The organism is Polyangium spumosum (genome assembly GCF_009649845.1).
Classification (GTDB): Bacteria; Myxococcota_A; Polyangia; order Polyangiales; family Polyangiaceae; genus Polyangium; species Polyangium spumosum.
Genome location: NZ_WJIE01000008.1, coordinates 54,905 through 67,962 on the forward strand (window position 1 = coordinate 54,905; position 13,058 = coordinate 67,962).

A 13,058-nucleotide genomic window follows, 5' to 3' on the forward strand; every position below is an offset into this window, starting at 1 on the left:
GTCGGCTGGGGACGGCAAAACCCGCCCGCGTCGTCGGGAATTCCCGATGATCGAGCGTCCACATGGCGAGATACCTATTCCCAAAGTGGTCCAACCGGGTGCTGCCGATGGTAGCCGCCTTCGTACTTGCTCCGCTTGGCACCGCGGCTGCCGGCGGCCTCTGGTACTACGGTACCAACAAGCACGTCGAAGTTGGCTACACCCCCACGCAACCGGTGGACTACAGCCACAAGCTTCATGCCGGCGATCTCGGCATCGACTGCCGTTACTGTCATACGGCCGTCGACAAGAGCGCCCAAGCGTCCGTCCCTCCCACCGAGACGTGCATGAACTGCCACTCGAAGGTGAAGACGGATAGTCAAAAGCTCCTCCCCGTGCGGGAGAGCTACGCGACGGGGAACCCCATCCCCTGGGTGCGCGTCCACAACCTGGCGGACTACGCGTACTTCAACCACCAGGCCCACGCGACCGCGGGGGTGGCTTGCCAGAGCTGCCACGGGCGCGTCGACCAGATGATCAAGGTGAGTCAGGCCCAGCCGCTCTCGATGGGCTGGTGTCTCGACTGTCATCGGAACCCGGAGCCTCACCTCCGCGATCCGAAGGACATCACCAAGATGGTCGACGAGACCGTGCCGGCGAGCGTCGCGAACCTCGCGGCGCCGCCGTCTCAGCGCAAGGTCTCGCCTCCCGTTCATTGCTCGGGGTGCCACCGATGAAGCGAGCTCCGTATCCCATCGAGCCGGATACGTCCGGAAAGAACTACTGGCGGAGCGTCGACGAGTTCGAGAAGTCGCCGTCGTTCGCAGAGGATCTCACGCGCGAGTTCCCGGAGGGCGCCGCAGAGCCTCCGCAAGGGACGAGCCGTCGTAGCTTCCTCACCATCATGGGCGCCTCGATGGCCCTCGGCGGCCTCGCGGCCTGCCGCAGGCCGGAAGAGGTCATCGTCCCCTACGCGCGCGCGCCGGAAGAAATCGTCCCCGGCAGGCCGCTCTTCTTCTCGACCGCGATGCCGCTGCAAGGCTCCGCGATCGGCCTCGTCGTCGAGACGCACGAGGGTCGGCCGACGAAGATCGAGGGCAACCCGCGCCACCCCGAGAGCCTGGGTTCGACCAGCACGTTCGTGCAGGCGTCGGTGCTCGACCTCTACGATCCCGATCGCAGCCAGAGCCCGCAGGAGAAGGGCGAGGCGCGCACGTGGGACGAGGCGAGCTCCTTCCTGCGCAAGCTCGGCGATGACGCGAAGAAGAAAAACGGCAAGGGCCTCGCGGTCCTCGTCGAGGATCATCGCTCGCCCACGCTGGCCGCGCAGCTCGACGCGCTCCTCAAGCTGATGCCCGACGCCCGCGTCGTGCGTTACGAGGCGTTTGGTCGTGACGCAGCCGAGGAGGGCGCGAAGCTCGCGTTCGGCAAGGCGATCGTGCCGGTCTACGACCTCGGCGAGGCCGACGTCGTGGTCTCGCTCGACGCGGACTTCCTGCTCACGGACGGCGCCGCGGTGAAGAACGCGCGCGCCTTCACGTCGCGTCGCAACCCCGAGAACAAGCAGAAGCCGATGAACCGCTTCTACGCGATCGAGAGCGCCTTCTCGGTCACGGGGACGAACGCGGATCACCGGATGCGCGTGCAGAGCCGGAAGATCCCGGCGATCGCCTTCGCGCTCGCGCAGGAGATCGCCTCGGCCGCGAAGGCGGAGCTGCCCGCGGAGATCGCCTCGGCGCTCGGCGGCGCTCCCGCGCTGGATCCGCAGGCGGCGAAGATGGTCAAGGCCATCGCGAACGACGTCGCCAAGCGTAATGGCGCGGTCGTGATCCTCGTCGGTCGCAAGCAGCCGGCGGCGGTGCACGCGCTGGTGAACGCGCTCCATCGGACGATCGGCGCGGTCGGCAAGACCGTGAAGTTCGTGAAGCCGCTCGACGAGGTGAAGGGCGGACCGGCCGAGGTCGCGGCGCTCGGGAAGGACCTCCAGGCGGGGGCGATCGACACGCTGCTCGTGCTCGGCGGCAACCCCGTGTTCAACGCGCCCGCGGACGTTCGGGACGCGATCACCAAGGCCAAGACGCTGGTCCACGTCGGCACGCACGTCGACGAGACGGGCAAGGCCGCGGCGTGGCACCTGAACCGCGCGCACGCGCTGGAGAGCTGGGGTGACACCCGCGCCGAGGACGGCACGGGCGCGATCATCCAGCCGCTCATCGCGCCGATGTACGGCGGCAAGACCGACGCGGAGATCCTCGAGGTCCTCCTCGGCGGCACGCGCAAGGGCTACGACCTCGTCCGCGCGAGCTGGCGTGGGGCGGAGTCGCTGGTCGCCGACTTCGAGCGTGATTTCCGGCGCGCGCTGCACGATGGGCTCTGGAAGGACAGCGCCTTCCAGGCCGAGACGGCGGAGCTCGACGCGGCGAAGATCGGCGCGGCGATCAAGGCGCAGAAGGCCGTGGCGCCGAAGGGCGACCTCGAGGTCGTCTTCGAGCCCGACTTCCACACCTGGGACGGCCGTTACGCGAACAACGGCTGGCTGCAGGAGCTGCCCGATCCGATGGGCAAGCTCACCTGGGGCAACGTCGCGTCCCTCTCGCCGGCGACGGCGAAGGGCCTCGGCGTGGCCGACGGGGATCTCGTCACGGTGAGCGCGAACGGCGCGAGCGTGACGCTCCCTGCGCTCGTGCAGCCGGGGCAGGCGGACGGGACGATCCTCCTGACCGTCGGTCAGGGCCGGAGCGTGGTCGGTCGGGTCGGCAAGAACATCGGCGTCGAGACGGGCGTGCTCCGCACGAGCGCGGCTTTCCACGTCGCCGACGGCGCGTCGATCACGAAGGCGGGCGGCGTGGCGAAGCTCGCGCGGACGCAGGAGCACTTCCTCACGGAGGGCCGTCCGCTCGTGCACGAGGCCTCGTACGTCAAGTACCAGGAGAGCCCGCAGGTCGTCCCGCCGCCGAAGAAGTACCTGAGCCTCTTCGAGGAGCGGAAGTACGACCAGGGCCATGCCTGGGGCATGACGATCGACCTCTCGGCCTGCATCGGCTGCAACGCTTGCAGCGTCGCTTGCCAGGCGGAGAACAACATCCCGATCGTCGGCGCGGAGAGCGTGGGGCGCACGCGCGAGATGCACTGGATCCGCATCGACCGCTACTACGAAGGGACGAACCTCGACGAGCCGACGAGCGTGGCGCAGCCGATGATGTGCGTGCACTGCGAGAACGCTCCGTGCGAGGAGGTCTGCCCGGTCGCGGCGACGACGCACAGCCCCGAGGGGCTGAACGAGATGACGTACAACCGGTGCATCGGCACGAAGTACTGCGCGAACAACTGCCCCTTCAAGGTCCGAAGGTTCAACTACTTCGACTACACGAAGGACACGATCGAGCAGCACAAGATGCAGATGAACCCCGACGTCACGGTGCGAGGCCGAGGCGTGATGGAGAAGTGCACGTACTGCGTGCAGCGCATCAACCGCGCGAAGATCGCCGCGAAGGCGGAGGGGCGTGATCGCCTCCGCGACGGTGAGGTGGTGACGGCGTGCCAGGCGGCTTGCCCGGCGCAGGCCATCCACTTCGGCGATCTCAACGACAAGCAGAGCGAGGTGGCCAAGCGGGCCGCCCTGCCGCGCGGATACAAGCTCCTCGAGGAGCTGAACATCCGCCCGCGCACGTCGTACCTCGCCAAGATCAAGAACCCCAACCCTGAGCTGGAGGGGGCATGACCACCGCCGCCCTGCAAGAAGACACGCCCGGCAAGCGTGCTCCACTCGTCCTCGGCCACCGCGATTTCAACGCGGTGACCGAGACGGTCGCGGGAATCGTCGAGAAGAAGACGACCCCCACTTGGCTGGTCCTTCTGGGCGTCGCGATGAGCGTGTTGCTCATCCTGCTCGGCTCGCTCGGTAAGCTCGTCGCGGACGGCCTCGGTATCTGGGGTCTGAACAACACGGTCTTCTGGGCCTGGGACATCACCGGCTTCGTCTTCTGGATCGGCATCGGCCACGCCGGCACGCTGATCAGCGCCATTCTCTTCCTGTTCCGGCAGAAGTGGCGCACGAGCATCAACCGCGCGGCCGAGGCGATGACGATCTTCGCCGTCATGTCCGCCGCGATTTACCCGGTGTTCCACGTCGGCCGCGTGTGGTTCGCGTATTGGCTCTTCCCGATACCGAACCAGATGAGCATGTGGCCGAACTTCAAGAGCCCGCTGCTCTGGGACGTGTTCGCGATCTCGACGTACGCGACGGTCTCGATCCTGTTCTGGTACGTCGGCCTCGTGCCGGACCTCGCGACGCTGCGTGATCGCGCGAAGACGAAGGTCCGCTCGATCGTGCTCGGCATCTTTTCGCTCGGCTGGCGCGGGTCGCACAAGAACTGGCTGAACTACGAGAAGACCTACCTGATCCTGGCGGGCCTCTCGACGCCGCTGGTCCTCTCGGTGCACACGATCGTCTCGTTCGACTTCGCCGTGTCGATCATGCCGGGCTGGCACACGACGATCTTCCCGCCGTACTTCGTCGCCGGCGCCATCTTCAGCGGCTTCGCGATGGTCGTGTCGCTGATGGTGCTCGCGCGCAAGGCGTACGGTCTCGAGGGCCTGATCACGATCAAGCACCTCGAGAACATGAACAAGATCATCCTCCTCACGGGGACGATGGTCGGTTACGCCTACGCGATCGAGTACTTCATCGCCTGGTACGGCGGTAACGAGTACGAGCGCTTCGCGTTCATCAACCGCGCGTTTGGTCCGTACAAGTGGGCGTACTGGACCATGTGGAGCTGCAACGTCTTCTCGCCGCAGCTCTTCTGGTTCAAGCGCATCCGGACCAGCATCCCGGCGATGTTCGTGATCTCGATCTTCGTGAACATCGGCATGTGGTTCGAGCGCTTCGTCATCATCGTGACCAGCCTCCACCGCGACTTCATCCCCTCGAGCTGGACCTACTTCCGGCCGAGCCTCTTCGACATCTCGACGTTCCTCGGGTCGTTCGGCCTCTTCTTCACGCTGTTCCTGCTCTTCCTCCGGTTCCTCCCGGCGGTGGCGATCAGCGAGGTGAAGGGCGTGATGCCGCAGGCGGATCCGCACGCGGGTCACGGCGGTCACGACGACCATGGGCACGACGCGCACGACGACCACCACGAGGAGGCGAGCGCGAAGGCCGACGAGAGCAACGAGGACGAGGGCGACGAGGGCGAGGAGGCTTCGAACGACTCGGAGAAGGACGAGGAGGAGTCCCGTGGATAAGGCTCATCGTCACGAAGAGCTCGAGGAAGAGTCGGCGAAGCCGTTCGGCCTCATGGGCTACTTCCTCACGCCGGGCGAGCTGATGCACGCGTGTGAGAAGCTCAAGAACGCCGGGTACAAGCACTTCGACGCGCAGACGCCGTTCCCCGTGCACGGCCTCGAGAAGGCGATGGGGCTGCCTCCGTCGAAGATGCCGTGGATCGTGCTGTCGTGTGGCGCGACGGGTCTGCTCAGCGCGATCGCGCTGACGTGGTTCGTCTCGGTCGACTACCCGCTCGTCATCAGCGGCAAGCCGTCGTTCTCGTGGCAGGCGTACATCCCGATCATGTTCGAGCTCACCGTGCTCTTCTCGGCGTTTGGTGCGTTCTTCGGCATGTGGGGCATCAACCGCCTGCCGATGTTCTACCACCCGTCGATGAAGCACCCGTCCTTCCCGCGGGCGACGGACGACGCGTTCTTCGTCACCGTCGAGGCGAAGGACCCCAAATACGACGCGTCGAAGACGAAGAAGCTCCTCGAGGAGCTCGGCGCGCGCGAGATCGTGGAGGTCACGGAATGAGGCCCGCCGCATTCCTGCTGTTCGCGCTGGCCCTCGTCGGCTGTCGCGGCGGCAAAGGCGAGGAACCGCCGGTCCATGTCTTCGGAGACATGGACTGGCAGCCCAAGTACCAGTGGGGTGAGGCGAGCCCGCTCTTCGAGGACGGCCGCGCGATGCGTCCGCTCGTCGACGGGACGGTGCCGGTCGGCTACCTGAACGAGGACGACGCGTATTACCGCGGTAAGGACGCGAAGGGCGAGTTCGTCAAGCGGGTGCCGACCGAGGTGGACGAGAAGCTCGTCCGCCGCGGCGAGGAGCGCTTCAACATCTACTGCGCGCCCTGCCACGACATGTCGGGCAGCGGCCGCGGGATGGTGGTGCAGCGCGGGTTCCCCCCGCCGGTCGATCTCGCGTCGGAGCGTGTCCTCACGATGCCGGACGGGCAGGTCTTCGACACCATCACGCACGGCGTCCGCAACATGCCGGGCTATCGCAAGCAGATCCCGGTGGCCGACCGGTGGGCCATCGTCACGTGGGTGAGGGTGCTCGGCAAGAGCCAGCATGCCTCGATCGACGACGTGCCTGCCGAGAAGCGCAGCGCGATCGAGCCGGAAGGAGACGCGCAATGAGCCAGGCGGCGGCGATGACCGCAGGTCGGGCCTCGGGCGGCAAGGCGAAGACCGACGACGCTCGGAAGCTCCCGAAAGACGTGGGCGACACGCTCACGAAGGCGGGCATGGGGCTCGCGGTCGTGGGCGTCGTGGCGGCGGGCGCCGGGTATGCGATGGACGCGAAGCGGTTCGCGTTCTCGTACCTCGTCGGCTTCCTGTTCGTCGCGACGATCGCGCTCGGCGGCCTGTTTTTCGTGCTGGTCCAGCACCTCGCGCGAGCGGGCTGGTCGGTGGCGGCGCGGCGGCAGATGGAGTGGCTCGCGAGCCTGCTCCCTGCGGTCGCGGTGCTCGCGATCCCGATCTTCCTCTGGGCGCACGACCTCTACCATCACTGGATGGGGCCCCAGGCGGCGACGGATCCGCTCCTCCAGAAGAAGGCGGGGTATCTGAACCCGTCGTTCTTCTATGGCCGGTCGGTGCTCTACCTCGTGGTGTGGGCGGCCCTCGGGCTCTACTTCGTCCGCACGAGCCGGGCGCAGGACGAGAGCGGGGACCTCAAGCTCACCGAGAAGATGCAGGCGGCGAGCGCCCCGGCGATGATCCTCTTCGCCCTGACGACGACGTTCGCGGCGTTCGACTGGGTGATGAGCCTCGACCCGCACTGGTACTCGACCATCTTCGGCGTGTACGTGTTCGCGGGCTGCGCGACGAGCTCGCTGTCGGTGCTCGCGCTCATCACGGTGCAGCTCCAGCAGCGCGGCTACTTCCGCAAGATCAGCACGGTCGAGCATCGGCACGACATCGGCAAGCTGCTCCACGGGTTCGTCATCTTCTTCGCGTACATCGGCTTCTCGCAGTTCCTGCTGATCTGGTACGCCGACATCCCCGAGGAGACGATCTGGTACCACCACCGCTGGGACGACGCGGGGTGGGCGAAGGTGAGCCTCGCGATCTTCTTCGGCCACTTCGTGATCCCGTTCCTGCTGTTGCTCTCGCGGCACGCGAAGCGGCACGGGGCGGTGCTCTCGCTCGGCGCGGTGATCATGCTGGTCATGCACTATGTCGACCTCTACTGGCTCGTCATGCCGACGTTCGACCACCACTTCCACTTCAGCGTGGTGGACATCTGCGGCCTGCTCGGTCCGCTCGGCATCGCGGCGTTCCTGGTTGCGCGGCAGGCTGCGCAGGGACCGCTCTACCCGCTCCGTGATCCTCGGCTCGCCGAGACCGTGAAGGTGGACAATCCATGAGCAAGAAGAAGAAGAAGAACCAGGGCCGCGCGGAGGCCGCTGCCGAGGAGACCTCGAAGGTGTCCTCGAGCGACGAGGAATCCACCTCCGAGGAGCGCGAGGACGGCGCCGAGGCTTCCGCGCACGACGCGGGTCACGGCGACGAGGCGCACGGCGGCGGCCACGGGCACGGCGGGCACGACCCGGTCGAGGACGACAGGCCCCGCAACGGGCTGATCGCGCTCGTCACGGTCGTCACCTGCGTGGTCGTGGTGGTCATGTGCGTCGCGGTGCGCGAGATCTTCAACTACTACGTGGACAGCGAGCTCCACGAGAAGGTCCTCTCGCTCCAGTCGAGCGACCTTCGGGCGCTTCGCGCCGCCGAGCAGCAGAAGCTCACGCATTACCAGTGGGTGAGCAAGAAGGACGGCGTCGTGCGGATCCCGACGGATCGCGCGATGGAGCTCACGATCGCGGCCTATCGGCAGCCGGCGCCCGAGCCCTTGAAGGAGGAGCCGGCCCCCGCGCCCCAGCAGGACAAGCCCGAGGAGAACAAGGGCGAGGACAAGGGCGAGGAGAAGAAGGACGGCGCCAAGGTCGAGGAGAAGAAGGACGGCGCCAAGGTCGAGGAGAAGGGCGAGAAGAAGGGCGAGGCCACGGACAAGAAGCCCGAGGACAAGCCCGAGGAGCCCAAGCAGTGATGGTTCGTCCGGGCCGCTTCCTTATGTTCTTCGCTGCCGCGCTCACGGCGGCCGTGGTCACGCTTGCGCCGGCTTCGCGGGCGCTCGCGGGGGATCCGGCGTTGCCGAAGGAGCTCGTTGGTGTGGACATCGAGGAGCGACCCGGCGCCGACCTTCCGGCGGACGTGAAGCTCCGAGATCAAGAGGGGCGCGACGTCACGCTGGGCAGCTACCTCGACGGCGAGCACCCGGTGATCCTGGTGCTCGCGTATTACGAGTGTCCGATGCTCTGCACGCTGGTCGTGAATGGCCTGATGCAGGGCATGAAGGGCCTCGATTGGACGGCGGGCAAGGAGTACCGCGTCGTCGTCGTGAGCTTCGATCCTCGCGACACCCCCGAGATGGCCCGCAAGAAGCGCGACGTGTACGTCGGCGCGTATGGGCGTCCCGTGGGGGAGCGTGGGTGGGAGTTCCTGGTGGGGGAGGAGGCCCAGGTGCGTCGGTTGGCCGACGCGGTGGGCTTCCGGTACCGCTGGGAAGAGGCGACGCAGCAGTATGCGCACGCGGCAGGGGCCTTCGTATTCACGCCCGAGGGCAAGCTCTCGCGGACGCTGTACGGGCTCAACTTTGCCTCGAACGACTTGAAGTTGTCCTTGCTCGAGGCGTCGCAGGGCAAGCTCGCGACCGCGTGGGGTCGCGTGCTCCTGTTCTGCTTTCATTACGATTCCGGCGAAAACAAGTACGTCCTCGCGACGAGGCGTCTGATGAAGGCGGGTGGCGCGTTCACAGTGCTGGGACTCGGGGGTATGCTCCTCGGGTTCTGGCGGCGTGAGCGTCGCCGCGCGTCGAAGTCGGCGGATGGAGCTCTGGCATGACGTTTGACCCGATCGACCTCGGCTCGTTCTGGATGCCGAAACAGTCTTCGACGATCGCAGAGGAAATCGATACTGCGTACTACATCGTCTACTGGCTGGATGTCGTGATGTTCGTTGCCCTGATGGGAGCGCTCGCGTACTTCATGTGGAAGTACAAGCGACGCGGCCCGAAGGACAAGCTCAGCGACGTCACCCACAGCACGACGCTCGAGATTTCCTGGACCATCATCCCGACGATCCTCGTGATCGGCCTCTTCTTCGTGGGCCTCAAGGGCTGGATGAAGGCGATGGTCGCGCCGGGCAATGCGCTCGAGATCCGCACGACGGCGGAGATGTACATGTGGACGTTCACGTACCCGAACGGGAACGTGAGCGTGAACGAGCTGGTGGTGCCCAAGGGCCAGCCCGTGAAGCTCATCATGAGCTCGAAGGACGTCCTTCACAGCTTCTTCGTGCCCGAGTTCCGGGTGAAGCAGGACGTCGTGCCGGGCATGTACACGACCGTCTGGTTCGAGGCGATCGAGAACCGCGAGACCGTGCTGTTCTGCACGGAGTACTGCGGCGTCGGTCATTCGGACATGATGGCCAAGGTCCGGGTGATGGAGAAGGCCGATTACGACAACTGGCAGGAGACCGGCCTCCTCCCCGGGGAGAAGCCGCTTCCCCCGGCAGAGCTCGGCAAGAAGCTCTTCACGACGCGTAGCTGCAACACCTGCCATTCGCTCGATGGGTCCCGCATCCAGGGCCCCACGTTCAAGGGCATCTTTGGTCGGACCGAGCAGATCGCGGACGGCTCGTCGGTGAAGGTCGACGAGAACTACATCCGCGAGAGCTTGCTCGAGCCGAACAAGAAGGTGGTCCAGGGGTATCCGGCGGTGATGCCGACCTACAAGGGCCTGCTCAAGGAAACGGACATCGACGCGCTCATCGCGTACCTGAAGACGGTCCAGTAGGGAATCGGAGGCTCGATCATGGCAAATACGGCTACGGTCGACGAACTCGGGCACGCGCCCGAAGTTCGAGGCAAAAACTACCTGAACCAAACTGCGGGCGTCTGGTCCTGGCTGACGACGGTCGACCACAAGCGCATCGGCATCATGTACCTGGTGTCGGTGCTCGTGGGCTTCGGCCTCGGCGGCATCTTCGCCTTGCTGGTGCGTCTCGAGCTCCTGACGCCGAAGAAGACGATCATGGACGCCACGATGTACAATCAGGCGTTCACGCTGCACGGCGCGGCGATGGTGTTCCTCTTCATCATCCCGTCGATCCCGGCGTCGCTCGGCAACTTCTTCCTGCCGCTGATGATCGGCGCGAAGGACGTGGCCTTCCCCAAGCTCAACCTCTTGAGCTTGTACCTGTTCTGGATCGGCGCGGTCTTCATGCTCGCGGCGATCGTGACGGGTGGCGTGGACACGGGCTGGACCTTCTACGTCCCCTACGCCTCCGGCGTGTCGACGACGTCGGTCATCTCGGCGACGTTCGGCGTCTTCGTGATGGGGTTCTCGAGCATCCTGACGGGGCTCAACTTCATCGTGACGCTGCACAAGCTGCGGGCCCCGGGGATGAGCTGGTACCGCATGCCGCTCTTCCTCTGGTCGCTCTACGCGACCAGCATCATCCAGGTGCTCGCGACGCCGGTCCTCGGCATCACGCTGCTGCTCCTCATCTTCGAGCGCGCCTTCCACATCGGCATCTTCGATCCGACGCTCGGCGGTGATCCCGTCCTCTTCCAGCACTTCTTCTGGTTCTACAGCCACCCGGCCGTCTACATCATGATCCTGCCGGGCATGGGCGTGGCGACGGAGATCCTCACGACGCACTCGAAGCGCCGCGTGTTCGGGTACAAGGCGATCGCGTTCTCGAGCGTGGCCATCGCCCTCGTGTCGTTCCTCGTGTGGGGCCACCACATGTTCGTCTCGGGGCAGAGCGAGCTCTCCTCGGCGATCTTCTCCTTCCTCACGTTCTTCGTGGCCATCCCGAGCGGCGTGAAGATGTTCAACTGGCTCGGCACGCTCTGGGGCGGGTCGATCCGGTTCACGGTCCCGATGCTCTACGGCATCGGGTTCCTCTTCCTCTTCGCGATCGGCGGCCTGACGGGCCTCTTCCTCGGCACGCTGAGCGTCGACCTGCACCTGCACGACACGTACTTCGTCGTCGCCCACTTCCACTACGTGATGATGGGCAGCACGGCGATCGCGTTCTTCGGCGGCCTCCACCACTGGTGGCCCAAGATGACGGGAAAGATGTACGACGAGAAGCTGGCGCGCGTGGGCTTCGCCCTCACGTTCATCGGCTTCAACTGGACGTTCTTCACCCAGTTCATCCTCGGCACGCGTGGCATGCCGCGCCGCTACTACAACTACCTCGACCAGTTCCAGCCGCTGCACGCGTTCTCGACGTACGGCTCGTGGGTCCTGGGCACGGGCTTCCTCATCACGTTCATCTGCCTCGCGCGCTCGCTCAAGAACGGCGCGCCCGCGCCGGCGAACCCGTGGGACAGCACGACGCTCGAGTGGCAGACGCAGTCGCCGCCGATCACGGAGAACTTCGAGAAGGCCCCCATCGTGACGCTGGACGCGTACGAGCGTCCCGCTGAGGAGACTGCTTGATGAGCGCGAAAGCCGAGGCTTTGGGCGGCGCCGGGGAGCAGAAGCTCTCCCCCCAGTTCCACGTCGCCCACCACTTCGACAAGGCGGACACGCAGTTCGACGCGGGTCGAATGGGCGTGTGGCTCTTCCTGGTGACGGAGATCCTGCTGTTCGGCGGCCTGTTCTGCGCCTTCGCCATCTTCCGGAGCAAGTACTTCCCGTCGTTCGTCGAGGCGCACCACCACCTCGATCGCGTGATGGGCGGTATCAACACCATCGTGCTGATCACCTCGAGCTTCACGATGGCGCTCGCGGTGCGCTCCGCGCAGAAGAGCGAGACCAAGAAGACCACCGCCCTGCTCGCGATCACCCTCGCGTGTGCGGCGATGTTCCTCGTGGTCAAGTACTTCGAGTACAGCCACAAGATCCACGACGGGCTCCTGCCCGGCGGGAACTTCACGGCGGCGGATTTCGCGTCCGGTCATCCGGGCATCTTCTTCGCCATCTACTTCATGATGACCGGGATCCACGGCGTCCACGTGGTCATCGGCATGGGCCTCATCCTCTGGATCCTCCTCCGGAACCAGAAGAACGAGTTCTCCAGCCGTTACTACGCGCCGGTCGAGAACGTCGGCCTCTACTGGCACCTCGTCGACCTCGTCTGGATCTTCCTCTTCCCGCTCCTTTACCTGGTCGGCTGAACCCCGGAGCAGAGCGCACATGAGCACCTCGCACGCAGAGCACGACCACGGTCACGGTCACGGGAGCGCGAACGGCGATCACGTCCCGCACGTGCTGCCGTTCAAGGTCTACATCGCCACGTTCGCCACGCTGCTCTTCCTCACGGTCGTCACCGTGGCGGCGAGTTACGTGGACATCGGCCACACGGGCAACCTGATCGTCGCCCTCCTGATCGCCACGATCAAGGCGTCGGTCGTCGCGCTCATCTTCATGCACCTCAGGTGGGACCAGAAGTTCCACTCGATCATCTTCATCTCCGCCCTCATCTTCCTGGCCGTCTTCATCGGCATCACGATGAGCGACACGCAGTACCGCGGAGAAGCCGAGTCGATCGAGGCGCACAACCCGATCGACATCAAGGACCCGTTCAAGGGCCAGCGCATCGGCGACGTCGCCATTCCCAAGGAGGCGGCCGCGCCCGCCGCCGCCGGCTCGGCCGCTCCGGCCGCCGGTTCGGCCGCTCCGGCCGCCGGTTCGGCCGCGCCCGCCGCGGTCCCCGCCAAACACTGATCCCTCCCGCGCCCGCTCGGGGGCCGCGTTCGGACAAGCCGAGCCGCGACCCCCACCTCCCCG

12 protein-coding genes are annotated in these 13,058 nt (G+C 65.9%); all 12 read left to right on the top strand.

Annotated elements, in window-relative coordinates; translation table 11 throughout:
- Positions 1 to 107 precede the first annotated feature (107 nt).
- Genes GF068_RS26815 through GF068_RS26870 form a run of 12 tightly spaced genes read left to right on the top strand, consistent with a single transcriptional unit; the run spans position 108 to position 12,995 of the window.
- The gene (locus tag GF068_RS26815) at positions 108 to 716 is read left to right on the top strand and encodes a cytochrome c3 family protein (RefSeq protein WP_240807465.1); all 609 of its coding nucleotides are present in this window, start codon (positions 108 to 110) and stop codon (positions 714 to 716) included.
- Entirely contained in the window at positions 713 to 3,700 is a 2,988-nt protein-coding gene (locus tag GF068_RS26820; protein ID WP_153822324.1) for a TAT-variant-translocated molybdopterin oxidoreductase, read from the top strand. Before GF068_RS26815 ends, GF068_RS26820 begins: the two co-directional genes overlap by 4 nt.
- A complete protein-coding gene (gene nrfD, locus GF068_RS26825; RefSeq protein ID WP_153822325.1) occupies positions 3,697 to 5,223 on the top strand; it encodes an NrfD/PsrC family molybdoenzyme membrane anchor subunit in 1,527 nt (508 codons plus the stop codon). Before GF068_RS26820 ends, nrfD begins: the two co-directional genes overlap by 4 nt.
- On the top strand, positions 5,216 to 5,782 hold the full coding sequence (locus tag GF068_RS26830; protein ID WP_170319695.1) for a quinol:electron acceptor oxidoreductase subunit ActD: 567 nt from the start codon (positions 5,216 to 5,218) through the stop codon (positions 5,780 to 5,782). The genes nrfD and GF068_RS26830 overlap by 8 nt, the downstream gene beginning before the upstream one ends.
- Positions 5,779 to 6,390, top strand: coding sequence for a c-type cytochrome (locus tag GF068_RS26835; protein WP_153822327.1), 612 nt, complete (start codon positions 5,779 to 5,781; stop codon positions 6,388 to 6,390). The genes GF068_RS26830 and GF068_RS26835 overlap by 4 nt, the downstream gene beginning before the upstream one ends.
- On the top strand, positions 6,387 to 7,622 hold the full coding sequence (locus tag GF068_RS26840; protein WP_153822328.1) for a hypothetical protein: 1,236 nt from the start codon (positions 6,387 to 6,389) through the stop codon (positions 7,620 to 7,622). Before GF068_RS26835 ends, GF068_RS26840 begins: the two co-directional genes overlap by 4 nt.
- Entirely contained in the window at positions 7,619 to 8,302 is a 684-nt protein-coding gene (locus tag GF068_RS26845; protein WP_153822329.1) for a hypothetical protein, read from the top strand. The genes GF068_RS26840 and GF068_RS26845 overlap by 4 nt, the downstream gene beginning before the upstream one ends.
- Positions 8,302 to 9,156: an SCO family protein gene (locus GF068_RS26850; protein WP_240807492.1), complete on the top strand. Its 855-nt coding sequence runs from the start codon at positions 8,302 to 8,304 to the stop codon at positions 9,154 to 9,156. The genes GF068_RS26845 and GF068_RS26850 overlap by 1 nt, the downstream gene beginning before the upstream one ends.
- Complete coding sequence (coxB, locus tag GF068_RS26855) at positions 9,153 to 10,109, top strand: cytochrome c oxidase subunit II (RefSeq protein WP_153822330.1); 957 nt, start codon at positions 9,153 to 9,155, stop codon at positions 10,107 to 10,109. The genes GF068_RS26850 and coxB overlap by 4 nt, the downstream gene beginning before the upstream one ends.
- 18 nt (positions 10,110 to 10,127) lie before the next feature.
- Positions 10,128 to 11,765 (top strand): cytochrome c oxidase subunit I, encoded by a 1,638-nt coding sequence (gene ctaD, locus GF068_RS26860; protein ID WP_153822331.1) that lies wholly within the window; start codon positions 10,128 to 10,130, stop codon positions 11,763 to 11,765.
- Positions 11,765 to 12,445, top strand: coding sequence for a cytochrome c oxidase subunit 3 family protein (locus GF068_RS26865; protein WP_153822332.1), 681 nt, complete (start codon positions 11,765 to 11,767; stop codon positions 12,443 to 12,445). The genes ctaD and GF068_RS26865 overlap by 1 nt, the downstream gene beginning before the upstream one ends.
- A gap of 19 nt (positions 12,446 to 12,464) precedes the next feature.
- Positions 12,465 to 12,995, top strand: coding sequence for a cytochrome C oxidase subunit IV family protein (locus GF068_RS26870; RefSeq protein ID WP_170319699.1), 531 nt, complete (start codon positions 12,465 to 12,467; stop codon positions 12,993 to 12,995).
- Positions 12,996 to 13,058: the final 63 nt, after the last annotated feature.